18 protein-coding genes and 1 tRNA gene are annotated in these 23,729 nt (G+C 63.4%); 9 read left to right on the top strand and 10 right to left on the bottom strand.

What is annotated here, in order from left to right:
- Positions 1-69: 69 nt before the first annotated feature.
- Entirely contained in the window at positions 70-1,488 is a 1,419-nt protein-coding gene (locus FRZ40_RS05490; RefSeq protein ID WP_028365851.1) for a YadA family autotransporter adhesin, read from the bottom strand.
- 500 nt (positions 1,489-1,988) lie between these two features.
- On the opposite strand from FRZ40_RS05490, the gene FRZ40_RS05485 reads away from it, so the two are divergent.
- The 4 genes from FRZ40_RS05485 (at position 1,989) to FRZ40_RS05470 (ending at position 5,966) form a co-directional block, all read left to right on the top strand.
- Positions 1,989-3,002: a YVTN family beta-propeller repeat protein gene (locus FRZ40_RS05485; protein ID WP_028365850.1), complete on the top strand. Its 1,014-nt coding sequence runs from the start codon at positions 1,989-1,991 to the stop codon at positions 3,000-3,002.
- A 53-nt stretch (positions 3,003-3,055) separates the two neighbouring features.
- Positions 3,056-4,051: a sterol desaturase family protein gene (locus FRZ40_RS05480; RefSeq protein WP_147233572.1), complete on the top strand. Its 996-nt coding sequence runs from the start codon at positions 3,056-3,058 to the stop codon at positions 4,049-4,051.
- 193 nt (positions 4,052-4,244) lie between these two features.
- Positions 4,245-5,111, top strand: a complete 867-nt coding sequence (locus tag FRZ40_RS05475; RefSeq protein ID WP_147233571.1) for an EI24 domain-containing protein — start codon at positions 4,245-4,247, stop codon at positions 5,109-5,111.
- 12 nt (positions 5,112-5,123) lie between these two features.
- Positions 5,124-5,966, top strand: a complete 843-nt coding sequence (locus tag FRZ40_RS05470; protein WP_028365847.1) for a competence/damage-inducible protein A — start codon at positions 5,124-5,126, stop codon at positions 5,964-5,966.
- Positions 5,967-6,079: 113 nt separating this feature from the next.
- Here FRZ40_RS05470 and FRZ40_RS05465 read toward each other — a convergent pair whose 3' ends face one another.
- The gene (locus FRZ40_RS05465) at positions 6,080-6,544 is read right to left on the bottom strand and encodes a rhodanese-like domain-containing protein (RefSeq protein WP_028365846.1); all 465 of its coding nucleotides are present in this window, start codon (positions 6,542-6,544) and stop codon (positions 6,080-6,082) included.
- A gap of 171 nt (positions 6,545-6,715) precedes the next feature.
- On the opposite strand from FRZ40_RS05465, the gene FRZ40_RS05460 reads away from it, so the two are divergent.
- From FRZ40_RS05460 to ntrC, 4 genes are all read left to right on the top strand, one after another.
- Positions 6,716-7,006, top strand: a complete 291-nt coding sequence (locus tag FRZ40_RS05460) for a hypothetical protein (RefSeq protein WP_147233570.1) — start codon at positions 6,716-6,718, stop codon at positions 7,004-7,006.
- Complete coding sequence (gene glnA, locus FRZ40_RS05455) at positions 6,999-8,414, top strand: type I glutamate--ammonia ligase (RefSeq protein WP_028365844.1); 1,416 nt, start codon at positions 6,999-7,001, stop codon at positions 8,412-8,414. Before FRZ40_RS05460 ends, glnA begins: the two co-directional genes overlap by 8 nt.
- A gap of 256 nt (positions 8,415-8,670) precedes the next feature.
- Complete coding sequence (glnL, locus tag FRZ40_RS05450) at positions 8,671-9,813, top strand: nitrogen regulation protein NR(II) (RefSeq protein ID WP_147233569.1); 1,143 nt, start codon at positions 8,671-8,673, stop codon at positions 9,811-9,813.
- Between the two features lie 83 nt (positions 9,814-9,896).
- The gene (gene ntrC, locus FRZ40_RS05445; protein WP_028365842.1) at positions 9,897-11,411 is read left to right on the top strand and encodes a nitrogen regulation protein NR(I); all 1,515 of its coding nucleotides are present in this window, start codon (positions 9,897-9,899) and stop codon (positions 11,409-11,411) included.
- 102 nt (positions 11,412-11,513) lie between these two features.
- Here the strand turns inward: ntrC and xth are convergent, their stop codons facing one another.
- On the bottom strand, positions 11,514-12,290 hold the full coding sequence (xth, locus tag FRZ40_RS05440; RefSeq protein WP_028365841.1) for an exodeoxyribonuclease III: 777 nt from the start codon (positions 12,288-12,290) through the stop codon (positions 11,514-11,516).
- Positions 12,291-12,458: 168 nt separating this feature from the next.
- Positions 12,459-12,535 (bottom strand) — tRNA-Met (locus FRZ40_RS05435).
- A gap of 177 nt (positions 12,536-12,712) precedes the next feature.
- Here FRZ40_RS05435 and FRZ40_RS05430 point away from each other — a divergent pair.
- Positions 12,713-14,002: an amidohydrolase family protein gene (locus FRZ40_RS05430; protein ID WP_147233568.1), complete on the top strand. Its 1,290-nt coding sequence runs from the start codon at positions 12,713-12,715 to the stop codon at positions 14,000-14,002.
- Between the two features lie 110 nt (positions 14,003-14,112).
- Here the strand turns inward: FRZ40_RS05430 and FRZ40_RS05425 are convergent, their stop codons facing one another.
- From FRZ40_RS05425 to fixL, 6 genes are all read right to left on the bottom strand, one after another.
- On the bottom strand, positions 14,113-16,227 hold the full coding sequence (locus FRZ40_RS05425; RefSeq protein WP_147233567.1) for a M3 family metallopeptidase: 2,115 nt from the start codon (positions 16,225-16,227) through the stop codon (positions 14,113-14,115).
- A 420-nt stretch (positions 16,228-16,647) separates the two neighbouring features.
- Positions 16,648-17,505 carry a bifunctional methylenetetrahydrofolate dehydrogenase/methenyltetrahydrofolate cyclohydrolase FolD gene (gene folD, locus FRZ40_RS05420; RefSeq protein ID WP_028365838.1) on the bottom strand — a complete coding sequence of 286 codons (858 nt, stop codon included), beginning with the start codon at positions 17,503-17,505 and terminating at the stop codon, positions 16,648-16,650.
- A 343-nt stretch (positions 17,506-17,848) separates the two neighbouring features.
- Entirely contained in the window at positions 17,849-18,763 is a 915-nt protein-coding gene (locus FRZ40_RS05415) for a DUF2950 domain-containing protein (RefSeq protein WP_193566971.1), read from the bottom strand.
- A gap of 80 nt (positions 18,764-18,843) precedes the next feature.
- Entirely contained in the window at positions 18,844-20,175 is a 1,332-nt protein-coding gene (locus FRZ40_RS05410) for a DUF3300 domain-containing protein (RefSeq protein ID WP_147233565.1), read from the bottom strand.
- A 376-nt stretch (positions 20,176-20,551) separates the two neighbouring features.
- Positions 20,552-21,196, bottom strand: coding sequence for an oxygen response regulator transcription factor FixJ (gene fixJ, locus FRZ40_RS05405; RefSeq protein WP_012400866.1), 645 nt, complete (start codon positions 21,194-21,196; stop codon positions 20,552-20,554).
- Entirely contained in the window at positions 21,193-23,709 is a 2,517-nt protein-coding gene (fixL, locus tag FRZ40_RS05400) for an oxygen sensor histidine kinase FixL (protein ID WP_147233564.1), read from the bottom strand. Before fixL ends, fixJ begins: the two co-directional genes overlap by 4 nt.
- Between the last annotated feature and the right edge of the window lie 20 nt (positions 23,710-23,729).

The raw sequence follows: 23,729 nt of genomic DNA, 5'->3' as shown, positions 1-23,729 counted from the left end.
CGACTTTGGCGCGGGCGGCGACCGTTGGCAAACGCCGCCCGTTGTCGACACACCAGGCTTGAAGCGGCATCACCAGTGCATGCCTGCCCCAATCGATGCGCCCAGTTCACCGCGCGTGCTCGCCGTGCCTTGCAGCTTGTAGGCCCATTTGCCCGAGTCGGACAGTTGTGACACGCCGAGCGCCATCGCCGACTGGCCGCCGTAGGTGCCGGCCGCGAGCGCGACCATGCCGCGGCCCGGCAGCACCGCTTGCGGCAAGCCTGCCATGGCGATCGCCGCGGCCGCGCCGCCGTAGCTGTCTTTGCGCGCTGAACGGACCTGATCGTCGGTATAGGCTTTCGCTTCGCCGACCGCATTGCCCATGCTCTGATTCAGCTGGTTCACGTTGACAGCGTCTGTGCCCTGGACGCCTGCCGCGACGTTCGTGATTTGCCGCTCCTGTCCCGCTGCGCCGACCGACACCGTATTCGCGCGATCCGCCACCGAGCCCTGGCCGAGCGCCACCGCGTTGTCCGCGCTCGCGTTCGAACCTGCACCGAGCGCGACGGCGTTCGCGCCGCTCGCGTGTGCATTCGCGCCTGCCGCGATCGAGTGCGTGCCGCTTGCGAGAGCCTGCTCGCTGGCAGGCGAGCCTTCGGCGCTGAACATCGGATTCGACGTGTTGACCGTGATGTTGCTGACTGCGCCGCCAGCCATCGCGCCTAGCTGGCCGAGATTCACGGCATCCTGGTCGCCGGTGGCATTCGCGACGTTGTGAATCTGTGTGCCTCCATGGGCGGGATCGCCCTGCAATGTGATGCTGTCGCGGTTGAGCGAGCCGTCGGGGTTGCGGTCGTACATCACCGCGCCGTCGAGTTGCTTCTGGAGCGCATTCACGTCGCTGCCGAGCTTGCCCGCGACTGCCTTCAGTTGCGCCACGTTGACTGCATCCTGATCGGCACGGCCGGGCGCCATGCTGCTGATCGTGCGGTTGCCGACGTTGACTTCGCCGGACGACGTTTGCGGCGCGCCGAGTCCGAACGCCGTATAGCCGATCTGCGCGCCGAACAGCGTCACGGAGCCGGAACCGAGCGCGATGCTGTTGCTGTAAGTCGCCATCGAGTTCGCGCCGATCGCGAGCGACTGGAATGCGTTGGCCTGTGCGGTGCTGCCGATGGCTGTCGAAGCGGCCGCCATGGCCCGCGCGTGCGCGCCGAGCGCGGTCGCGTCGTTGGCCGCTGCCGTCGACGTATCGCCGACGGCGACTGAATTCACGCCGCCAGAAAATGCGGTCTCACCCAGCGACACGCCACTCATGTCGACTGCGACCGCGCCGTTGCCTGCAATGACGGCGGCGTGCGCGCCCGACATCGCCGCAGTCAGCATCACACTGGCCAGCGTCAGGCGCATGACGTGCCGTGCATGTGCCGCACGGCACCGCGCGTCTTTGTTCGGGACAGCGTGCCCGTCCGTGATCTGATTCTGGATAATTCCATTCTGATTTTTCATGCCTCAAAAACTCCGGGTGAAACAGAGCAGCAAACGGTCGAAAGCGAGTGGCGCAATTAACATCCGCAAGTGGCAAAACCCGCTCGTGATGTGATGGAAAGGATGTTCGATGGCGCGCTTCCGCCTTGCTGGAAAGCCTCGAAGCGGGAATTGCACGCGATGATTTTTGAGGGGAACGCCGATGCGTCGATATGAGGTAATTCTTAATTAATAACGATCGGAAAATTCGCTCTGATATTGCAGAATTCGCGCTATGAATAATTGAGACATATTCTCGATTTATTATTCGAGCCTCTGAATGGCGGCTTATCTGGAACCTTGCAGTCGGATAAATTCGGCGTGAGGAACAGCAGCACCAGGAAGGGGGGGCAGCCTGTCGGAATCACTGCGGAGCATGCCTGCGGCAGCGCGCCGCAAGCCCGCGCTTTTCCTCGACCGAGGTCAACCGTTGAGCGGCGCAAACGTTCTACAATGGCGATTACCCCCTGATGTGAGTCTTCATGCGCAAATTTTCCCTTCCCGGCTTGACCAGCACGTTTGCAGCAGGCGCGGCGCTTGTCGCGGCAGCAAGCTTTTTCTCCCCCGCCGTCCACGCCAATAACGTGATCGTGCTCAATTCCGGCGAAGCGACGCTGAGCCTGATCGACGAGGCGAGCCACCAGGTGATCGATACCGTGCCGACGGGCAAGGAACCGCATCACCTGATGCCCACGCCGGACAATTCGTCGCTGATCGTCGCGAATTCGGTGTCGAACAATCTGATGTTCGTCGATCCGAAGACGGGCAAGCCGCAGCGCTGGGTCGAAGGCATCGAAGACCCGTATCAGATCGGTTTCTCGCCAGACCGCAAATGGCTCGTCACGACGGGTCTGCGCCTCGACCGCCTCGATATCTATCACTACGATGGCCACAACATGACGCTTGCGAGCCGTCTGCCGCTCGCCGTGATGCCGAGCCACATGGCGTTCACGAACGACAGCAAGACGGTGTTCGTCACGCTGCAGGTGTCGGGAGAACTGGCCGCAGTGGATCTCGCCACGCAGACGGTCAAGTGGAAGATGAAGGTCGGCAAGGTGCCGGCGGGCCTGTGGATGACGCCGGGCGACAAGTACCTGTTGATCGGCATGACGGGGGCGGATTACGTCGCCGTGGTCGACTGGCGCAACCAGAAGATCGTGAAGACGATCATGACGGGCAAGGGTGCGCATAACTTCCGCTCGCTCGCGGACGGCAAGCATGTCGCCGTGTCGAACCGGGTCGCGAGCACGATCAGCATCATCGACGAAGACACGCTCACCAACGTCGGCGACATCACGGGCCTGATGCCGGGACCGGACGACATGGAACTTTCCGCCGACAAACGCTATCTGTGGGTAACGTTCCGTTTTGCGAAGCACGTCGGCGTTATCGACCTGACCACGCACAAGCTGATCCAGACGATCGCTGTCGGCCGTTCGCCGCACGGCATCTATTTCTTCAACCGCGCGCCCGTCACTGCGCCGAACGGGGCATAACGCGTCACATACAGGCGGCGCGCCTCGCAGGCGCGCCGCGGATATAGAGCACCATGTTCCACCTGATCGCCTCCAGTCTCGATAGCTTCGTCTCGTCGATCCAGACGCTGCTGTACGTCGATATCGTGCAGCCGCTGCTGTTCCATTTCGACCTGATGGACTATGACGAAGACACGTACGACAGCCTCTACTGGGTGATCGTCGGCGTGCTGGAGGTTCTGGCGATGTACGCGCTGCTGCGTCCGCTCGAGGCGCTGCGGCCTGTCGAGCAGTGGAAGGACCGCAAAGCGGTGCGCGTCGACGTGCTGTACACGTGGATCGCGAAGCTCGGCATTCTCAATCTGTTTTTCTTCTTCGCGCTGCAGCCGTTTTTCGACTCGGTTCAGGGCTGGCTGCGTCTGCACGGCATCGCGAATATCGAACTCGATAACCTCTGGCCCGGCGTGACGACGCAGCCGTTCGTCACGTTCATCATGTATCTGCTGGTGCTCGATTTCGCGGGTTACTGGTATCACCGTGGGCAGCACAGGATCGGCGTCTGGTGGGAATTGCACGCAGTGCATCACAGTCAGCAGCAGATGTCGCTGTGGGCCGACGACCGTAATCATCTGCTCGACGATCTTCTGCAGGCGTGTTTCTTCGCGGTGATCGCGCTGTTCATTGGCGTGCCCCCGTCGCAATTCGTCGTGCTCGTCGCGATCACGAATCTCGCGCAGAGCGTGCAGCACGCGAACATCCGGCTGTATTTCGGCTGGCTCGGCGAACGTCTGCTCGTCAGCCCGACGTTCCATCGGCGCCATCATGCGATCGGCTATGGTCACGAAGGCCTCAAATACGGCTGCAATTTCGGCGTGCTGTTTCCGTGGTGGGACATGCTGTTCGGCAGCGCGTCGTGGAGCCGCGAGATGGAGCCGACGGGCATCCGCGACCAGCTGAGCGGCCGTCACTACGGCGAGGGCTTCTGGGCCCAGCATTGGCTCGCATTCGTGCGCATCGCGCAGCGCGTCGCCGGGAAGAAGCAGCGGAGCGCGGCGTCGCCGCATATCTGATCCGCCTGCGCCACCGGCGGCCCGACGCCTCTGCCCTTGAGGCGCCCGCTGAATAGCGCTGCGAGTCCGTGTCACACCGCTCCCGAATCGCTCTTCGGGCGTCGTTTTCGCTTTCGACGCCGACACCCGACGTGGTTTATCCTGTCCACGTTTCCTTCCTTTTCCTGCTCATCCATCACGTCATCGACTACGCATGAATGATCTCTTGCGCTCGTTCGGGCGCGCGCTTTCTTCCGTACTTCATCCGCGCATGCTCTGGCTGACCTTCATGCCGTTCGCGGCAGCCGCGATCGTCTGGGGCGTGGTGCTGTGGTTCTTCTGGCAGACCCTGATCGGCGCGACGCGTGGCTGGCTCGAAGGCTGGCCGCTGACGACGACGCTCTACGGGCTGTTCGACTGGCTCGGTTTCTCGTCGCTGCATGCGGCCGTCGCGCCCTTCATCGTAGTGGCGATGGCGATTCCGTTGATCGTCGTGACCGTGCTGTTGCTGATCGCAACGCTGTCGATGCCCGCCGTCATCAAGCATCTGTCGAAACGGCAGTTTGCCGGGCTGGAAATGCGGCATGGCGGCACGTGGGCCGGCAGTGTTGTGCATTCCATCTGGACGACGCTCGTGTGCCTGCTCGTGCTCGTGGTCACGCTGCCGCTTTGGCTGATTCCGCCGTTCTTCGCGCTGATTCCGCCGCTGCTGTGGGGCTGGCTCACCTATCGCGTGATGACCTACGACGCGCTGTCGCTGCACGCGAGCAGCGAGGAGCGGCGTGCGCTGGTGCGTCAGCATCGCTTGCCGCTGCTGCTGATCGGCGTGGCGAGCGGTCTGCTCGGCTCGCTGCCGACGCTGATCTGGGCGTCGTCCGTATGGCTGATCGTGCTGTTCCCTGTGATGACCGCCGTGACCATCTGGATCTATGCTTTCATCCTCGTGTTCACGGCGCTGTGGTTCGGCTACTACTGCCTGCGCGCGTTGCAGCGGATGCGCGCCGACGAGCATGGCGGCAACGGCCATCACGGCCCCCACGGTCCCTACGGCGCGCGCGGCACGGCGCCTGTTTCCTACTGACAAGAGGCTGCAATGGCATTTGGCGTCATCATCATCGGCGATGAAATCCTGTCCGGCAGGCGTGTCGACAAGCATCTGCCGAAAGTCATCCAGCTTCTGAGCGCGCGCGGCCTGTCGCTTTCATGGGCCGAATACATCGGCGACGACCCGGAGCGCATCACGGCCACCTTGCGGCGCACGTTCGCGACGGGCGATATTGTATTTTCGACGGGCGGCATCGGCGCAACGCCCGACGACCACACGCGGCAATGCGCAGCGGCGGCGCTCGCCGTGCCGCTCGAACTGCATCCCGAGGCGAAGGCGCTGATTCAGGAGCGCATTCGTGAGACGCATCCCGCCAGTTCGCCGACGCCCGTCGACCTGAACTCGCCGGACAACCTGCACCGGCTGAACATGGGCACGTATCCGCGCGGCGCGTCGATCATTCCGAACGGCTACAACAAGATTCCTGGTTTCTCCGTTGGCGATCATCATTTCGTGCCGGGTTTTCCGGTGATGGCCTGGCCGATGATCGAATGGGTGCTGGACACGAAATACGAGCATCTGCATCATTCGACGCCGCATGCAGAAAAGTCTTTACTCGTCTTTGAGTTGCCTGAATCGACGCTCACGCCGCTGATGGAAAAGATCCAGCATGACTTCCCGGGCGTGCGCGTATTCAGTCTGCCGAGCGTCGGCGATGCGGAGCGGGGCGGCATCTATGCGCGCCGCCATATCGATCTGGGCGTGAAGGGGGAGCCGGAAGCCGTGGCGGCCGCCTTTGTGAAGCTGCGCGAAGGCGTGCACATGCTCGGTGGCGATATCGTCGAACCGGAAGTGGTCGCGGCGCAGGCGCAGGCACAACCACGCGGCTGAGCATGCACATCGGGACGCGCGACGCGTCCCATCATCCGCATGTCACATCGCACGCTGACCATGCAACAAGCGAACGGTGCACGGGATGCTCCGCGCACCGCATGTGGCGTGCGTCAGGCGCCGATCCAGGGCAACCCGCGGAAACACCAGCCGGATACCGTCTTCCGATGCCCCTGGCCGTCCTTGTCGCCTTCGAAGCCTTCGAGCAGATCCAGTGCCTTCGTGAACCCCGCCTGCGTCGCAGCAATAGCGGCCAGCTTCGAGCGCGCGGCGCTGCGGCACAGCAGCAGCACGGGCGTGTCGGGCGTCGCGACCTGGCGCAGCTGATCGATGAACTCGGCGTTTGGTACGCCGCCCGGATAGCGCGTCCATTCGACGTGCGCGTACTGGCCGTCGCCGACGACGGGGCGGCCGACCCAATCCAGCTCGGCGCGCGTGCGCACATCGACGAGACGGGCGCGCGGGTCGAGTTGCAGAAGCTCGAATGCCTCGGCAGGCGTGACAGCGCCCGCGTACGGGAGCTGGTTGTCGACACGGCGCTTGTCAGCCTGGCTGTACAACTGTTCGAGCGTACTCATGACAGCAAATCTCCTTGGGCCAAAAAAACATTCTAGCAAGCCGCCGGGCGGGCGCGTGCCCGCGAAATCGGCGCACGCCGGATCGCCGGCAGCAGGCAGCGATGCGCACCGATGGTGCAAAATCGGCGAAATGCACCAAAATGGAATCTTAAGCAGTCGCCGGTTTTGTGAATGCTCGATGATGGTGCATGTCGCTGGAGCGTGGCAGCGGGATTCGCGCAAACGGTGTGCGGCGATTCCCCGCAAACGCGCGTGGAGATTGGCGTTGCAGCGAACTGGCGCACGCGGGATCAAAACTTGGCATGGAAGCTGCTTTATTGGTCCCGATCGAACTGGCCCGATGCCAGCATCACTTTTCCTTTCAAGTCGGTATCGAGGGGTGGACGCATCGAGGCTGGTCAGCTAGATTGGGCGGCGGCTGAACCCGCCGAATTCGTTAATCAGGAGATAGGTTATGAGTAAATCCGTGGCCGACGTCATGCAGCTCGTCAAGGACGAGGACGTCAAGTTTGTCGACTTCCGTTTCACCGACACGCGCGGCAAGGAGCAACACGTTTCGGTGCCGGTGTCGGCATTCGACGAAGACAAGTTTGAAAGCGGCCATGCGTTTGACGGTTCCTCGATTGCAGGCTGGAAGGGTATCGAAGCGTCGGACATGCTGCTCGTGCCGGACTCGAACACCGCCTTCATCGACCCGTTCTACGAAGAGTCGACCCTCGTGCTGACCTGCGACGTCGTCGAACCGGCAGATGGCAAGGGCTACGAGCGCGACCCGCGTTCGCTCGCGAAGCGCGCTGAAGCGTATCTGAAGAGCACGGGCCTGGGCGACACCGCCTTCTTCGGTCCGGAGCCGGAATTCTTCATTTTCGACTCGGTCCAGTGGAATACGGACCAGTCGGGCTGCTTCGTCAAGATCGGTTCGGAAGAAGCGCCGTGGTCGTCGGGCAAGGAATTCGAAGGCGGCAACACGGGTCACCGTCCGGGCACGAAGGGCGGCTACTTCCCCGTCGCGCCCGTCGACACGTTCCAGGACATCCGCTCGGAAATGTGTCTGCTGCTCGAACAGATCGGCATCCCCGTCGAAGTTCACCACCACGAAGTGGCGGGTCAAGGCCAGAACGAAATCGGCACGAAGTTCTCGACGCTGGTGCAGCGCGCGGACTGGACGCAGCAACTGAAGTACATCGTCCACAACGTCGCGCACACGTACGGCAAGACGGCGACGTTCATGCCGAAGCCGATTGTCGGCGACAACGGTTCGGGCATGCACGTTCACCAGTCGATCTGGAAGGACGGCCAGAACATGTTCGCAGGCAACGGCTACGCCGGCCTGTCGGAATTCGCGCTGTTCTACATCGGCGGCATCATCAAGCACGCACGCGCGCTGAACGCGATCACGAACCCGGGTACGAACTCGTACAAGCGTCTCGTGCCGCACTTCGAAGCACCCGTGAAGCTGGCTTACTCGGCACGTAACCGTTCGGCATCGATCCGCATTCCGCACGTCCCGAATCCGAAGGGCCGCCGTATCGAAACGCGTTTCCCGGATCCGCTCGCGAACCCGTACCTGTGCTTCTCGGCACTGATGATGGCAGGTCTCGACGGCGTGCAGAACAAGATCCATCCGGGCGAAGCTGCCGACAAGAACCTGTACGACCTGCCGCCGGAAGAGGATGCAAAGATCCCGACCGTGTGTGCCGGCCTCGACCAGGCGCTCGAAGCACTCGACGCAGACCGCGAGTTCCTGACGCGCGGCGGCGTGTTCACCGACGGCATGATCGACGCATACCTGGAGCTGAAGGAAAGCGAACTCCAGCGCGTGCGCATGACCACGCACCCGGTCGAATTCGAACTGTACTACTCGCTGTAAGAGGCGCTGCGCTTCGCTCGCGATGAGCGGCGAAGCGTACGCCCCGACGCTGCGATCGGTCATGAAGGGACGGCGGCGCCGTCCCTTTTTCGTTGGATCGAAAGCTGTGACGTTTTTGTTGCAAGCCGCTGTTGCAGTGTGCCGTTGCTGTACTGAACCGCGTGCGATGAAGCACCTCACCATCTCCTGTCGACGGGAGCGAACGCGTCAGCGGTAGCGCCCGTCCCATGCAAGGCTATCGAGACCCGACTGCAAGATGGTATTGAAGAACCTGATCAAGGCCAGAAAAGGGCACACCGACGCATTGTCGGATGACGCGCAACTCGTCGACTCCGGTCTGCTGCCGGGCTTCGAGGCGCTGCCCACCGTCGTGCTCGTGCTCGACAAGCGGACGCTGCGTGTCGCGTTCGCGAATCCGTCGGCCGAGTCGATGCTCGACATGTCGCGCCGGCAACTCACGCAAATGGCATGGCCCGACATCTTCGCGAACGGCGAGGAACTGACGGCGACCATCGCCGCGATCGCCGCTCACCGTTTTCACGCGACTCACCTCGATGCCGTGCTCGAGCGCCCCGGCCACGAGCCGCTGCATGTGCATGCCGTCGTCGGCTTTCTGGAGAGCGCACAGGACTACGTGCTGCTCGAACTGTTCGAGAACGAACGTCATCTGAGGTCGGATCGCGAAGAGCGCATTCACGACCTCACCGCCGTCAACAAGCAGCTGATCCGCAATCTCGCACACGAGATCAAGAACCCGCTTGGCGGCATTCGTGGCGCGGCGCAACTGCTCGAATTCGAACTCGGCGCGCGCGAACGCGACGAGTTGCGCGAGTACACGCAGGTCGTCATCAAGGAATCGGATCGGCTGCAGACACTCGTCGATCGGCTGCTCGAACCGCATCGTCATCCGCATATCGTCGGCGACGTGAATATTCACGAAGTGTGCGAGCGCGTGCGCGCCGTGATTCTTGCGGAGTTTCCGCGCGGCCTCACGATCGAACGGGACTACGACGTCAGTGTTCCCGATCTGCGCGGCGACAAGGAGCAACTGATCCAGGCGCTGCTGAACATCGTGCGCAACGCGGCCGAGGCATTGCGCGAACGCATCTCGCAGGGCGATGCGCGCATCGAGTTGCGCACGCGGGTTGCGCGCAAGGTGACGATCGCGAAACGTCTTTGCAAGCTGGCACTGGACTTGCATATCGTCGACAACGGACCCGGCATTCCCGAAGACATCCGCGACCGCATTTTCTATCCGCTCGTATCGGGCCGTGAAGACGGCAGCGGTCTCGGCCTGACGCTCGCGCAGACTTTCGTGCAACAACACGAAGGGATGATCGAAGTGGAGAGCCGTCCGGGTCACACCGAGTTTCAGATTTTGCTGCCGCTCGACTGCTGACAAATCGACTGCACACGCGACTGCACACGCGATTGCACCCGCAACTGCACACACACGCCATACAAGACTTCTGACGGACCTATATGAAGCCGATCTGGATAGTAGACGACGATCAATCGATCCGTTGGGTGCTCGAAAAAGCACTCGCCCGCGAGAACTTCGCGACGCGCAGCTTTGCGAACGTGCGCGAAGCCGCGGGCGCACTGGAACACGACAGCCCGCAAGTGCTCGTCTCCGACATCAGAATGCCCGGTGGTTCAGGGCTCGAACTGCTGCAGACGGTGCGCGACCGCGTGCCGGGGCTGCCCGTCATCATCATGACGGCGTTCTCGGATCTCGATAGCGCTGTCGCCGCGTTTCAGGGCGGCGCGTTCGAATATCTCGCGAAGCCGTTCGACGTGGACAAGGCTGTCGAACTGATTCGCCGCGCCGTGGACGAAAGCATGCGCGGCGAGCAGACGTGGGACGACCGCGTCGCCGAAGCGCCCGAGATGCTCGGTCAGGCGCCCGCGATGCAGGACATGTTCCGCGCGATCGGCCGCCTGTCGCATTCGGCCGCGACCGTGCTCATTACGGGCGAATCAGGCACCGGTAAGGAACTTGTCGCGCGCGCCTTGCACCGACATAGCCCACGCGCGAACGGTCCGTTCATCGCATTGAACACGGCAGCGATTCCGAAAGATCTGCTGGAATCCGAATTGTTCGGTCACGAGCGTGGCGCGTTTACGGGTGCGCAGGCGATGCGTCAGGGCCGCTTTGAACAGGCTGAGAACGGTACGCTGTTTCTCGATGAAATCGGCGATATGCCGTTCGATTTGCAGACGCGACTGTTGCGCGTGCTGTCGGATGGCCAGTTCTATCGCGTCGGTGGGCACAATCCGTTGCGCGCGAACGTGCGCGTGATCGCGGCGACGCATCAGAATCTCGAATCGCGGGTGCGCCAGGGCTTGTTCCGCGAGGACTTGTATCACCGGCTGAACGTGATCCGGCTGCGTTTGCCGGCGCTGCGCGAACGCAGCGAAGATATCCCGCTGCTCACGCGGCATTTCCTGCAGAAGAGCGCGCGCGATCTCGGTGTCGAACCGAAGCGCGTGTCGGACGAGGCGCTCGCTTATATGACGTCGCTGCCGTTTCCGGGCAATGTGCGGCAGCTCGAGAACCTCGCGAACTGGCTGACCGTGATGGCGCCCGCGCAGACGATCGAGATCAAGGATCTGCCGCCCGATCTCGTGTCGACGCAGCAGAGCGGGGCGGAGTTCGCGATGGCGGCGAGCGCGGCTTCGAGCGATGTCGTGTCGGGTAATGGCGGCACGGCTAACGGTGTCGCGCCTGCTCTGGGTCCCGTTGTCGTGCCGGGCGGCGCGGCGATTCCTTCGCCGGTCGCTGCATGGGAAAGCGGCTTGCGCACGGAAGTGGCGAAGCTCTTGCGCGAGAACGCCGCTGACGTGATGGATGAGCTGTCGCGGCGTTTCGAAGCGGCTGTGATACGTGAAGCGCTCGATTTCACGCGCGGACGCAAGGTCGAAGCGGCGGAGCGGCTCGGTATCGGACGCAATACGATCACGCGCAAGATCCAGGAGTTGAATCTCGAACCGTAAGCGCTGCGTGCGGTAAAACGGAAGCGGCTCGATGGCGTGATGCGCCATCGAGCCGCTTTGTCCTTGTCGCGTGAGTTGATTCGCCGAGCTTATCCGATGCGCTTATTCGGCGAGCGCGACGACGGGTGCGTGGTCCGACGGCTGGTCCCACTTGCGCGGCGTCTTGTCGACGTCACAATGGGTGCAGCTGGCCGCGAGCGGCTTCGACAGCAGAATATGGTCGATGCGCAAGCCCGCGTTGCGGCGGAACGCGAGCATCCGGTAATCCCACCACGTGAAGGTTTTTTCGGGCTGATCGAAGAGCCGGAACGAATCGACGAGGCCGAGTTCGATCAGGCGGTTGAACTGCGAGCGCTCTTCCGGCGACACGAGGTTCTGTCCTTCCCACGCCTTCGGATCATGCACGTCGCGGTCTTCGGGTGCGATGTTGTAATCGCCGAGCAGCGCGAGCTTCGGATGCTGCGCGAGTTCGCTCGCGATCCAGTCGTGCATCGCGTCGAGCCAGCGCAGCTTGTAGGCGAATTTGTCGGTGCCGGGTGCCTGGCCGTTCGGGAAGTAGGCGGAGATCACACGCACGCCTTCTATGGTGGCCGCAATCACGCGTTGCTGTGGATCTTCGAAGCCAGGGATGTTACGCACGATGCTGTCTTCATCGACGCCCAAGCCGTTACGCACGAGAATGCCGACGCCGTTGTACGTCTTCTGGCCCGCGAACCAGCTGCGATAACCCTTTTCTTCGAGTTCGGCGCGCGGAAATTTTTCGTCGGGCAGTTTCAGTTCCTGAAGACACAGCACGTCGGTCTGGCTAAGTTCGAGCCAGTCGATCACATGCTGCTGACGAACCTTCAGTGAGTTCACGTTCCACGTGGCTAATTTCATCGCTCGTTCTCGTTGTGGCTTTGGGTACTGGTGGAATCTTACCCCGATCGGGCAGGGCTGCTCAGTACGGCAACAGGCATAGGCAAAAAAGCAAAAGCCCGCAGCGCTTGAGGCGATGCGGGCTTCGTATGCTTGAGGCCGTGTGGAGCAGGACACGACCTTTGAAACTGGTTGCGGGGGTAGGATTTGAACCTACGACCTTCGGGTTATGAGCCCGACGAGCTGCCAGACTGCTCCACCCCGCGTCAGAAGCAGCGAATTGTACGGACACATTCGGCAGGCGTCAAACACTTGATCCATTTTTTTTCATATACCTCTGTTATGCGCAGACGAAGCACTGGCGTTTTGTCCTATGCCATCGCGCCGATTCCCGAGCATTTCTTCCGCCGATAGAATCGGTGTCATGCAAAGGGAGCCATCTCATGGATCTGATCATCCGTCGTGCCGCCTTGCCGCGCAGCGCCGCGCAACAGCGTGAGCCTGTCGATATCGGCATCGAGTCCGGCCGTATCGTCGCCGTCGAGCCGAAGCTCGCGGCGAGTGCGCGCGAGGAAATCGACGCGAACGGCGCACTCGTCACGCCGCCTTTCGTCGACGCGCATTTCCACATGGACGCGACGCTGTCGTATGGCCTGCCGCGCGTGAACGCGTCGGGCACCTTGCTCGAAGGTATCGCGTTGTGGGGCGAACTGAAGCCGCATCTGACGCAGGAGGCGCTCGTCGAACGTGCGCTGCAGTATTGCGACTGGGCCGTTGCGCGCGGGCTGCTGGCCATCCGTACGCACGTCGATGTGTGCGACGAGCGTCTGCTCGCCGTCGAGGCGCTGCTCGAAGTGAAGCGCCTCGTCGCGCCGTATATGGACCTGCAACTGGTCGCGTTTCCGCAAGATGGACTACTGCGCAGCGCGGGCGCGTTCGACAATCTGAAGCGCGCAATCGCGATGGGTGTCGACGTGGTCGGGGGCATTCCGCACTTCGAACGGACGATGGCGGACGGTGCGGAGTCCGTGCGGCTGCTTTGTGAGTTCGCTGCGCAGAAGGGGCTCCGCGTCGACATGCATTGCGACGAATCCGATGATCCGATGTCGCGTCACATCGAAACGCTCGCCGCTCAGACGCATCGGCTCGGAATGCACGGGCGCGTGACGGGCTCGCATCTGACGTCGATGCATTCGATGGACAACTACTACGTCAGCAAGCTGCTTCCGTTGATGCGCGAGTCAGGCGTGGCGGCCATCGCGAATCCGCTCATCAACATCACCTTGCAGGGGCGCTCGGATACGTATCCGAAGCGGCGCGGCATGACGCGTGTGCCTGAGATGCTGGCGGCGGGCATCAACGTCGCGTTCGGCCACGACTGCGTGATGGACCCATGGTATAGCCTCGGTTCCGGCGACATGCTCGAGGTCGCGCATATGGGCTTGCACGTCGCGCAGATGACGGGCATCGACGCGATGCATGCGTGCTTCGATGCCGTCACGGCGAATGCGGCGCGTATCTTCGGGCTGGAGCGTTACGGCATCGAGCCGGGATGCGACGCGAACCTCGTCGTGCTCGACGCACGCGATGCTGTCGAAGCGATCCGTTTGCGCGCGGCGAGGCTGGCCGTGGTGAGCCGAGGGAAGGTCGTGAGCCGCGCGCCTGCGGCGCGCGCGTCGCTGTCGCTCGAAGGGCGGCCGACGGAAGTGGACTTCAAGCTGCATCGCGAATAAAAAAGCGGGTTCGGAGAATCCGAACCCGCTTTGCTTGTGCTCGAACGCTAACCCGGTTCGAAGCGCCAGAACAAACGGGCGCTCCGGCAGGTCGGGCTGTCAGCGCAGCGTCAATGCGCAATGCCCGGTGTCGAGCCCGGCGCCATACCGTTGTGACGCAGCAGCGCATCGATGTTCGGTTCGCGGCCGCGGAACGCCTTGAACGATTCCATCGCGGGACGGCTGCCGCCCACTTCGAGGATCTCCTTGCGATAGCGCGTGCCCGTTGCCACATCGAGCACGCTGCCCTGGCCCGCTTGCGCGGCTTCTTCGAATGCGGCATACGCATCGGCGGACAGCACTTCGGCCCACTTGTAGCTGTAGTAGCCCGCCGCGTAGCCGCCCGCGAAGATGTGGCTGAACGTGTTCGGCCAGCGCGAAAATGCAGCTTGCGGAATCACATGGAAGCGCTCGTTGATCTCGCGCGCCAGGTCGTTCGCGCTCTTTGCGCCGGCAGTGTCGAAGTCCACGTGCAGCTTCATGTCGAACATCGAGAACACGATCTGGCGCAGCGTGCCCAGACCGCTCTGGAAGTTCTTCGCGGCCAGCATCTTGTCGAACAGATCGCGCGGCAGCGGCTTGGCCGTATCGACATGCTGTGTCATGTCGCTCAGCACGTCCCACTCCCAGCAGAAGTTTTCCATGAACTGCGACGGCAGCTCGACGGCATCCCATTCGACGCCGTTGATGCCCGACACGCCGAGTTCGTCGACGCGCGTCAGCATGTGATGCAGGCCGTGGCCGAATTCGTGGAACAGCGTGATCACTTCGTCGTGCGTGAAGCAGGCAGGCTTGCCGCCGACGGGCGCCGAGAAGTTGCACGTCAGATACGCGACGGGCGTTTGCACAGCACCGTTCACGGGCTTGCGGCGCGAGCGCGCGTCGTCCATCCATGCGCCGCCGCGCTTGCCTTCGCGTGCGTACAGGTCGAGATAGAACTGCGCGACGAGACCGCCGTCCTGATTCTCGACACGGAAGAAGCGCACGTCGGGATGCCACGTCGCCGCTTCGTCGCGGCGGATCTTCACACCGAACAGCGTCTCCGTGACCTTGAACAGGCCCTTGAGCACGATGTCTTCCGGGAAGTACTGCTTCACTTCGTTTTCGGAGAACGAGTAGCGCTTCTGACGCAGACGCTCGGCGGCAAATGCGACATCCCACGGTTGCAGTTCGCTCAGGCCCAGCTCGCCCGCGGAGAACTCGCGCAGTTCCGTCCAGTCGTGCTCGGCGTGCGGACGGGCGCGCATCGCGAGGTCCTCGAGGAAGGCCATCACCTGTTCCGGCGACTCGGCCATCTTCGGCGCCAACGACACTTCAGCGAAGTTCTTGTACCCGAGCATGTGCGCTTCTTCTTCGCGCAGTTTCAGGTTTTCGGCGACGTTGGCCGTGTTGTCCCAGTCGGGATTGCCCTTGCCGTATTGCGGTCCGAGTTCCGACGCACGCGTGATATAGGCGCGGTACATCGTCTCGCGCATCGCGCGATTTTCCGAGTACTGCATGACCGGGAAGTACGACGGGAAATGCAGCGTGAATTTCCAGCCGCTCTTGGCTTCGCGCTCGGCCGCTTCGCGCGCGGCTTCGATTGCGTCTTCGGGCAGGCCCGCCAGTTCGTCCTTGCTTTCCGCGAAAAATGCATAGGCGTTGGTCGCATCGAGCACGTGATCCGAGAATGCCTTCGACAACGCCGCTTGCCGTTCCTGCAGCTCAGCGAAACGCGGCTTCTGATCTTCAGGCAGTTCCGCGCCCGACAGTCTGAAGTCGCGCAGCGAGTTGTTCAGGATTTTCTTGCGTTCGCCCGTCAGCGATGCGAAATCGTCGCTGGCGGCGATCGCCTTGTACTTCTCGTAGAGCGCGAGATTCTGACCGACGCTCGACCAGAACTCGGTCACGCGCGGCAGGTTTTCGCCATACACGGCGCGCAACTCGGGCGTATCGGCGACCGCGTTCAGATGGCCGATGACGCCCCATGCGCGCGACAGCGGTTCCGTCGCGCGTTCGACAGGCTCGACGACGTCGGCCCACGATGCCGGCGTCGACGGTTGGGCGGCGCGCTCGACGGCGGCCGTCGCGTTGGCGAGCAACACGTCGAGGGCAGGCGTCACATGTTCGGGGCGGATCTCGCCAAAGCGCGGCAGATCGGAAAAATCGAGGAGCGGATTGTCGGATGTCGGTTGAGATGTGGACATGGTGCTTCCTGTCTGACGCGGTGAATGGAGGCCCGGATGAACGTCGGTCCGGGTCTGAAACGGGAGCGGCGCGCATGGCGGCACGCGAACTGCTGCGCGGGCCATCGGGCGCCCTGCAGGTCGCATATTGGGGCGCCGTGCGCCATTTCCAGACGCGGCCCGGCGAATCCAGCCAATACGCAACCGGTTGCGCAACAAATTATCAGAACTGCCGCCCGCGCGCAGTCGTAGCGGGCTCAGCCGTATTTGTACCAGAAGCGGAGAGCCGGTCAGCGGACGCTGTGACGGCGGGACTGTCTTGTCCGGGAGCGGAGGGCGGGCGGCGCGCGCCCGGATCGTCGAAGCAATCCGGGCGGCAAAAACGAAGACGGGCGAAATCCAGTTGGGAACGCGCCGCAATGCGCGCGTTCAGCGCATCGCTCAGGCCTGGCGGGCGGCGCGTTCGGCTGCTTCGATCGTGTTGACGAGCAGCATCGTGATCGTCATCGGACCGACGCCGCCCGGCACGGGCGTGATATGGCCGGCCACTTCCCTGACGTTCGCGAAATCGACGTCGCCGCACAGCTTGCCGTTCTCGTCGCGGTTCATGCCGACGTCGATCACGGTCGCACCGGGCTTCACCATATCGGCCGTCAAGGTATTGCGCAGGCCCGTCGCGACGACGACGACATCCGCTTCGCGCGTGAACGAGCCGATGTCGCGCGTCTTGCTGTGGCAGAGCGTGACGGTCGCGTCGGCCTGCAGCAGCAGCATCGCCATCGGCTTGCCGACGATGTTCGAACGGCCGATCACGACGGCATTCGTGCCCTTCAGCGAGATGCCGTAAGCCTCGAACATCTTCATCACGCCATACGGCGTGCACGGGCGGAACAGCGGCTTGCCCGTCATCAGCGCGCCGGCGTTTGCAACGTGAAAGCCGTCGACGTCCTTCTCGGGCGCGATCGCCTCGATCACCTTGTGGCTGTCGATATGCGCGGGCAGCGGCAGTTGCACGAGAATGCCGTGGATCTTCGGATCGCGGTTGAGTTCATCGATCCGCTTGAGCAGATCGGCTTCCGTCAGCGTCGAGGAATAGCGGTCATACGAGGAGAAGAGTCCGTTGTCCTCGCAAGCCTTGATCTTGTTGCGGACGTAGACCTCGCTCGCCGGATTGTCGCCGACGAGCACGACGGCAAGACCCGGCCGATGTCCGCGGGCGGTGAGGGCGGCGGCGCGCGTGGCGACGTCGGCGCGCAGGGTCTTGGAAAGGGCGGTGCCGTCGATCAGTTTGGCTGTCATGGTCGGTCGAGAATGGGCGTGTCGGAATGCGGGCGGGGCGGGCAGGCGCGGGGCGTGTGATCACGTTGCCGCGCATGCCGCGCGTTGTGCGTGCTGCGCATGCGGTCGCGGCGCGCGCCGCGAATCGCACGAATGGCGCTCGAAGGCTGGAACGGGTCGCATGCCGAAAAGCGCACGGCGCGAAAACCGCGCCGCAGCGAAGTTCGACATTATACCGTTGGGGCGACCCATGGGATGACGACGGGTGACATCGCCCGGAATCGCGCGACGCCGCACGCCGCACGCCGCGCGTGAGCGTGGGTTCAATGCGCGCTCATTCCGCGCTCACGCGCTCATTCCGCGTTCAGGGCTGGGTGGCCTGCCAGGAAGAATCGGGATTGAACGACGTGATCGCCCCCGCGACGCGCGCGGTCTGCGGCCCGAGATTCTTCTCGTAGACCTGTCCGTTCTGATTGACGATGAAGCTCATCACGCCCGTCTTGCCGTATTCGGCGGGCCACGCGACGAGGCCGAAGCCCTTCGACAGCGTGCCGTCCTTCAGATAGCTCTGCGCGCCGCCATCGGCCTGTGAGCCTTGCGACGTCAGGATGCGGTAGTGATAGCCGTAGTACGCCTCGCCGGGCGCGATCTGGTGCGGCATCGTCGCGGCGAGCGGACCGAGCGGGCTCTCGGGCTCGCCCTCGGACGTCGGCCAATACAGGCCGTCGTGCTGGCCGGGCGAACTGATGAACTTCTGCGCGTAGTGCTGCATCTGGCCGCGATAGTCGTTCTGCGCATCGACATAGGCGAGCGAGGTCAGAATCGCCGCGCGTTCGTTGCGGCCGATGCGGCGCGTGAGCATTTCGTCGGTGGCGGCGGGCGTATCGAATTGCCAGCCGCGAGCCGTTTGCACGATCGGGATGGGCAGCGTCCAGCCGCCGTCGCCGACGGCCAGATGCACGCGCTTGCGGCCGTTGTGCGGCGCCGGGTCGTCGACGATCCGGTGTCCCTTTGCCCATTGTCCGAGGAACGCGTAGATATCGTCCTCGCCGATGTTGGTGGTCGGAATGTAGCGGCCGTAGTTCTTGCCGAGCACCTTTTCCATCGCCGGATGGTCGTTGGTCGAGAGCGCGTTGGCGAATGCTTCGGCGGCGTCGTCTGGCGTCGGGTAGACGGCTTGCGCGGCGGCCGGTTGCGCGATGGCGAGCAGCGTCGCGGCGGCTACGGCGCTCAAGGCTTGCTGGGCGTGTGCCAGGAATCGAGTCGGATTGCGGATCATGTGAATCTCCAGTCGGCGGGCATGGAAGCGTTCAGGCATCGGGCGAGCCGCATGCAGGATGAGATTGATGGGTTGATCGTCTAGCGGCGATGGAATCCGCCGCCTCCGCCGCCGTGGAATCCTCCGCCACCGCCGCGTCCGCCGCCCTGAAAGCCACCGGCCTGGCCCGCGCCGCCGCCGCCCGGCCGCGCGCCGCCGCCCGCCTGCCTGCCTTCGAACTGCTGTCCGCCGCCGCCCGCGCCGGGCCGGCTGTTCGCACCGCCGTTGCTCGCGAGCGTCTGCCGGCTCGACTGCCCGCGTTGAAGTTCCTGGCGCGAGCCTGCGGCGTCGCCGGAGCCGCGCAACGCGTTATCGCGGTTCAGGTTCTGAGCGCTGTTGCGGATCTCGCCCGAGTTGGCGCCGCCCTGATGGATGTTCTGCACGCGCTGGCTCGCATTGCCGCTCAGGTTCTGGCCGGTGCGGTTCTGCAGTGTCTGTTGCGCCTGCGCGCGCGAAGCGTCACGTCCGCGAAACTGGTCGCGTTGTGCCGCGAGATTGCTGTTGTTGAGGTTGGCGTTATTGCGGTTGAAGTTCGCGTTGTTGCGATTGACGTTCGCGTTGCGGTTCCAGTTCGCCGTCGACGTATTCGAATTGATCCGGTTGTTGACGTTGACGTTGTTGTAGCGATTGACGTTGATGTTGACGTCGTGGTTGTTCCAGTTGAAGCCGCCCCACAGCGAATTGACGACGGCCACGCCCGCGCCGAACGCGAGGCCCGTCATGAAGCCCGTCGCGATCGCATAGCCGGGAGGCGGCGGCACATAGACGGGCGGATAGGCGGGATAAGGCCACGTGCCATACACGACAGTCGGGTTATAGGTCGGCACATAAACCACTTGCGGATTCGCGGGCTGAATCTGGATCGTGTTCTGCTCGACGATCACTTTCTGCTGCTCGCTCGATTTCAGATTGCCCGCCGACTGCGCCTGCTTGCGCAGTCGCTGCACCGAGTCCATCACGTCGTTCGGTTGCGCGAGAAACGCGTTGCCGAGCTGCGAGACCCAGTCGGGTTTTGACGCCATCGTCGCGAGCACCTGCGGGAACGCGACGAGCGATTGCACGCTGGGATCCCACGGCTCCGACGCGACAGCTTTCACCGCGTCGTCGCCCTTGTACTGCGAGTTTGCTTTCGACCACGCCGCGGCCGCGTCGACATCCTGCGGGAACGTCGACGCCATCAGCACCTGGGCGAGCAGCGCGTCCGGATAGAGCGCGATGGGCGCTGTCAGCGCATCGAGTTGCTGGTTCGAGACTTTGGCGGGTGTCTGCGCGACGGCGTCGAGCGGCGCGACGATGCCCGTGGCGGGCGGCAGGGCTGCAAGCGCCGCGCAGACGAGCCATGTGCGTGGCCTGTAGGGTCCGTAACGATTCACGATGAGAACCTCCTTGCTGCGTTGTGCGCGCAGCGGCTGCGGCGCAATGTTGTGGCAATGGAGCGACGGTCATGCGACCGTCTATCGCGACTGATAATGGAAGTGAGCGGGACGCGCAAGCGTCATGTGGCAGAGATGCGCGCTGCATCGTTGCAGTCCGCGGCACAATGCCAGTCAGTTTGGACCGCTAATGAAATGCCCGCTGCGAACGCAGCGAATGCCGGCAAGGCGAGGCGGGAAAGAGGAGCGGTGAGGCGGGCGCCGCAATTGCAGCGCCGCGTGATGGCGTCAACGAATCTTCATGCGCCCGCACACGCTAAAAAAAGCAGCGCGGGCGAAGAGGGCGGCCATCACGCGATGACAGCAGCGCCGCGTGTTACTGCGCGGGCTGCGGCTTGTTAGACAACGCGAGACGCAGCAGGTCGGCCACCGTGTTCACGTTGAGCTTTTCCATGATGTTCGCGCGGTGCGCTTCGACCGTCTTGATGCTGATGCCGAGGTCGTCGGCGATCTGCTTGTTCAGGCGGCCCGCGATGATGCGCTCGAGCACCTGATGCTCGCGTGCCGTGAGCTTGCCGAGGCGCTCGGCGGCGGCGCGCTGCTGCTGCACGCTGCTGCTTTCGCTGCGCGCCTTGTCGAGCATGCGCTCGACCAGCTTGCGCAGTTCGGCTTCGTCGAACGGCTTCTCGATGAAATCCATCGCGCCTTTCTTCATTGTCGATACGGCCATCGGCACGTCGCCGTGACCCGTCACGAAGATGATCGGGAGCAGCGTGTTGTCGGCGATCAGGCGCTCCTGCAGTTCGAGCCCGCTCATGCCCGACATCCGCACGTCGAGGATCAGGCACGCGATCTGGCCGGGGTGCTGATGCGGCTGCCATGCGTCGATGAACTGCTCGGCGCTGGAGAAGCACTGCACGCGGTAGCCGTTCGCCTCCAGCAGCCAGCGCAGTGAATCTCGCACCGCTTCGTCGTCGTCGACGACAAACACGGTTTCCTGTGTGGTAACTGGGGTGTTCATAGCTCTCCCGTAACGGTTTGTGGTGTCGGCGCCTCGGACCCGCCGTTGCTCGGGCCGTCAGGCTCTCCAATAGGCAGACTGCAATGGAAAGTGGCACCCGTGATGTGGCCGTCGGATTCGACGTTGTTCACCACCCACAGGCGTCCGCGATGCGATTCGATGATCGAACGGCAAATGTTCAGCCCCATGCCCATGCCGTCGGACTTGGTGCTGTAAAACGGTTCGAAGAGGCGCTCGGCTGTGGCTTCGTCGACGCCGGGCCCCTGGTCGATGACGCTGATGCACACGAAGCCGGAATCGAGCTTCACGACCACGCGAACGACGGGATCGACGGCGTCGGGGCGTGCGTCGTGCATCGCTTCCGCCGCGTTCTTCAGCAGGTTCACGAGCACCTGCTCGATCAGCACCGGGTCGACGTAGATCACGGGCAGACGCGAGCGCATGTCCGTCACGATGCGGATGCGGCGCTTGCGTGCTTCGATCTCGGCGAGGCCCACGGCGTCCGCGACGATGTCGGCGACGCGTGTGGCCTGGCGTTTCGGTTCGCTGCGTTTCACGAATTCGCGGATGCGCTTGATGATCATGCCGGCCCGCACGGCTTGTTGCGCCGTCTTCTCGAGCACTGGCAGCAAGTTGTCGGGAGTTGTCCGACCAGATTTAACCAGTGCGACGGCTCCAGAGCAATAGTTATTGATGGCCGCGAGAGGCTGGTTTAGCTCGTGCGCGAGTGACGACGCCATTTCGCCCATCGTCATCAGGCGGCTGGTGAACTGAAGCTTCTCGTCCTGCTGGCGCGCGAGTTCCTGCGCCTGCTTGCGCGTGGTGATGTCGGTCGCGATCTGCATCTGCGCGAGGTGGCCGTCCACCCACTGGATGTACTGGCGGCGCACTTCGAACCACTTCTGGATGCCCTGCACATAGACTTCCTGCGCATCGGCCGTGCTTTCCGTGAGCGCGGTCGCGGGCAGGCCGGCAAACGCGTCGACCATGTCGATCGAATCCGACGATGCCGCCGAGCTGTCGAAGCCGCCGCCGCCCGCGAGTTCGAGATGGCCGTCGGGACGGATGCCGAACAGATGGCGGTAATAGCGGTTCGCGAACAGCAGTTCGGCTTCGTCGGCGGCGAGCACGGACACGGCGGCATCGAGGCTTTCGAGCACGGTCGTAAAACGCTCGTGCGCGGCGGCGAGTTCTTCGCGCGCGCGTTTCGGCTCGGTAATGTCCGTCATCGACGACATCCAGCCCGTCTGGCGGCCCGAGCTGTCGATCAGCGGGGACACGTACAGGCGCGCGTGGAACAGCGAGCCGTCCTTGCGGCGCACGCGCAGCTCGAAGCCGGACGAGGGCGCCTTGCCGCGCAAGGTCATGTCGAGCTGGCGCTGCATTTCCGGATACGAATCGCGCGGCCAGTACGGAAACGGCGCGTTCTTGCCGACGAGATCACTTTCGTCCCAGCCCGTCATCCGGCAGAACGCGGGATTCACGTGCGTGATGCGGCCGTGCATGTCGAGCACGCGCATGCCGATCAGCACGGAGTTTTCCATCGCGCGGCGGAAGAACGCTTCCGCGTACAGCGCCTGTTGCGCCTCGAAGCGCTGGCGCGTGTGTTTCCACAAGCTCCACAGGCTCCACAGCACGAAACACGACAGACCCGCAACCAGCCACACGAGCGTGTTGTTCGTGAAGTTGGTCATCTGCGGGTACGCGTAGACGCGCACCGACACGCCCTGGCCGGGCGGATCGAGCGGCAGGTCGTAGTACGCGTCGCGCGGCAGGCGCGGGCGCGTCGAGGTGGTGGCGAGCTCGCGGTTGTTGATGTCGATGATCGAGATCTTGTACTTCGCCGACAGCTCGGGCGGGATGTCGCGCTTCAGGATCCCTTCGATCGAGAACACGGCCGCGACCGTGCCGAGGAAATCGCGGTCGCGATAAACGGGAGTCTGCAGCGTGATGTAGCCGTTGCCGACGTCGTCGTACATGAGCGGCGAGTAGACCTGGCGGCGCGTGTTCTTCGCTTCGGCGAAGGCGGCCTTGACGGCCTCGTCCATCTGCTGGTCGTTGGGCTTGGCGAGACGCTGGCCCAGCACGGGCAGGTCGTTGTTCGGCCAGCGCGGCTGCTGGGCGCTGGTGTACCAGTTCATGTAGAGGATCTCGGGATGCCCCTGCATGATGTCGGCCGTCGACACCTGGAAAGAATGCGGGTCCGCGCGACCCGACACGAGATCGCGCGCGAGCGCCTGGAGCTGTTCCTGCGCGCCCGTCATCGACAGGCGGATCTGCTGCTGCGCCCACGCGACGTTGCGGTAGAGCGTGTCTTCCTGCTGCTGCTGTTCGCGCCGGTTCAGGCTCCACAGGATCAGACTCATGACGACCAGGAAGACCAGGATCGACAGGAGCGGCGTCAGCAAATAGGAATTCGACCACCACGGTCCGTGGTGCCAGCGGGACGGCGACGATTCCGCCGACGGTCCGGCGGAGCGCGCCGAGCGTGCGAAAAGCCGATCGGTCAACATGGCTCGCATTGTAGCGCAGC

This window comes from Paraburkholderia azotifigens, assembly GCF_007995085.1.
Taxonomy (GTDB): domain Bacteria; phylum Pseudomonadota; class Gammaproteobacteria; order Burkholderiales; family Burkholderiaceae; genus Paraburkholderia; species Paraburkholderia azotifigens.
The sequence above is the reverse complement of the archived record's forward strand: the minus strand, read 5'-3'. Positions and strand labels throughout refer to the sequence as shown.

Coding starts and splice junctions, on each gene's coding strand:
- FRZ40_RS05485 (WP_028365850.1), top strand. CDS start 1,989: ATGCGCAAATTTTCCCTTCCCGGCTTGACCAGCACGTTTGCAGCAGGC.
- FRZ40_RS05490 (WP_028365851.1), bottom strand. CDS start 1,488: ATGAAAAATCAGAATGGAATTATCCAGAATCAGATCACGGACGGGCAC.
- glnA (WP_028365844.1), top strand. CDS start 6,999: ATGAGTAAATCCGTGGCCGACGTCATGCAGCTCGTCAAGGACGAGGAC.
- fixJ (WP_012400866.1), bottom strand. CDS start 21,196: ATGAACACCCCAGTTACCACACAGGAAACCGTGTTTGTCGTCGACGAC.
- FRZ40_RS05475 (WP_147233571.1), top strand. CDS start 4,245: ATGAATGATCTCTTGCGCTCGTTCGGGCGCGCGCTTTCTTCCGTACTT.
- FRZ40_RS05480 (WP_147233572.1), top strand. CDS start 3,056: ATGTTCCACCTGATCGCCTCCAGTCTCGATAGCTTCGTCTCGTCGATC.
- FRZ40_RS05470 (WP_028365847.1), top strand. CDS start 5,124: ATGGCATTTGGCGTCATCATCATCGGCGATGAAATCCTGTCCGGCAGG.
- FRZ40_RS05460 (WP_147233570.1), top strand. CDS start 6,716: ATGCTCGATGATGGTGCATGTCGCTGGAGCGTGGCAGCGGGATTCGCG.
- FRZ40_RS05430 (WP_147233568.1), top strand. CDS start 12,713: ATGGATCTGATCATCCGTCGTGCCGCCTTGCCGCGCAGCGCCGCGCAA.
- FRZ40_RS05465 (WP_028365846.1), bottom strand. CDS start 6,544: ATGAGTACGCTCGAACAGTTGTACAGCCAGGCTGACAAGCGCCGTGTC.
- fixL (WP_147233564.1), bottom strand. CDS start 23,709: ATGTTGACCGATCGGCTTTTCGCACGCTCGGCGCGCTCCGCCGGACCG.
- ntrC (WP_028365842.1), top strand. CDS start 9,897: ATGAAGCCGATCTGGATAGTAGACGACGATCAATCGATCCGTTGGGTG.
- folD (WP_028365838.1), bottom strand. CDS start 17,505: ATGACAGCCAAACTGATCGACGGCACCGCCCTTTCCAAGACCCTGCGC.
- glnL (WP_147233569.1), top strand. CDS start 8,671: ATGGTATTGAAGAACCTGATCAAGGCCAGAAAAGGGCACACCGACGCA.
- FRZ40_RS05415 (WP_193566971.1), bottom strand. CDS start 18,763: ATGATCCGCAATCCGACTCGATTCCTGGCACACGCCCAGCAAGCCTTG.
- xth (WP_028365841.1), bottom strand. CDS start 12,290: ATGAAATTAGCCACGTGGAACGTGAACTCACTGAAGGTTCGTCAGCAG.
- FRZ40_RS05425 (WP_147233567.1), bottom strand. CDS start 16,227: ATGTCCACATCTCAACCGACATCCGACAATCCGCTCCTCGATTTTTCC.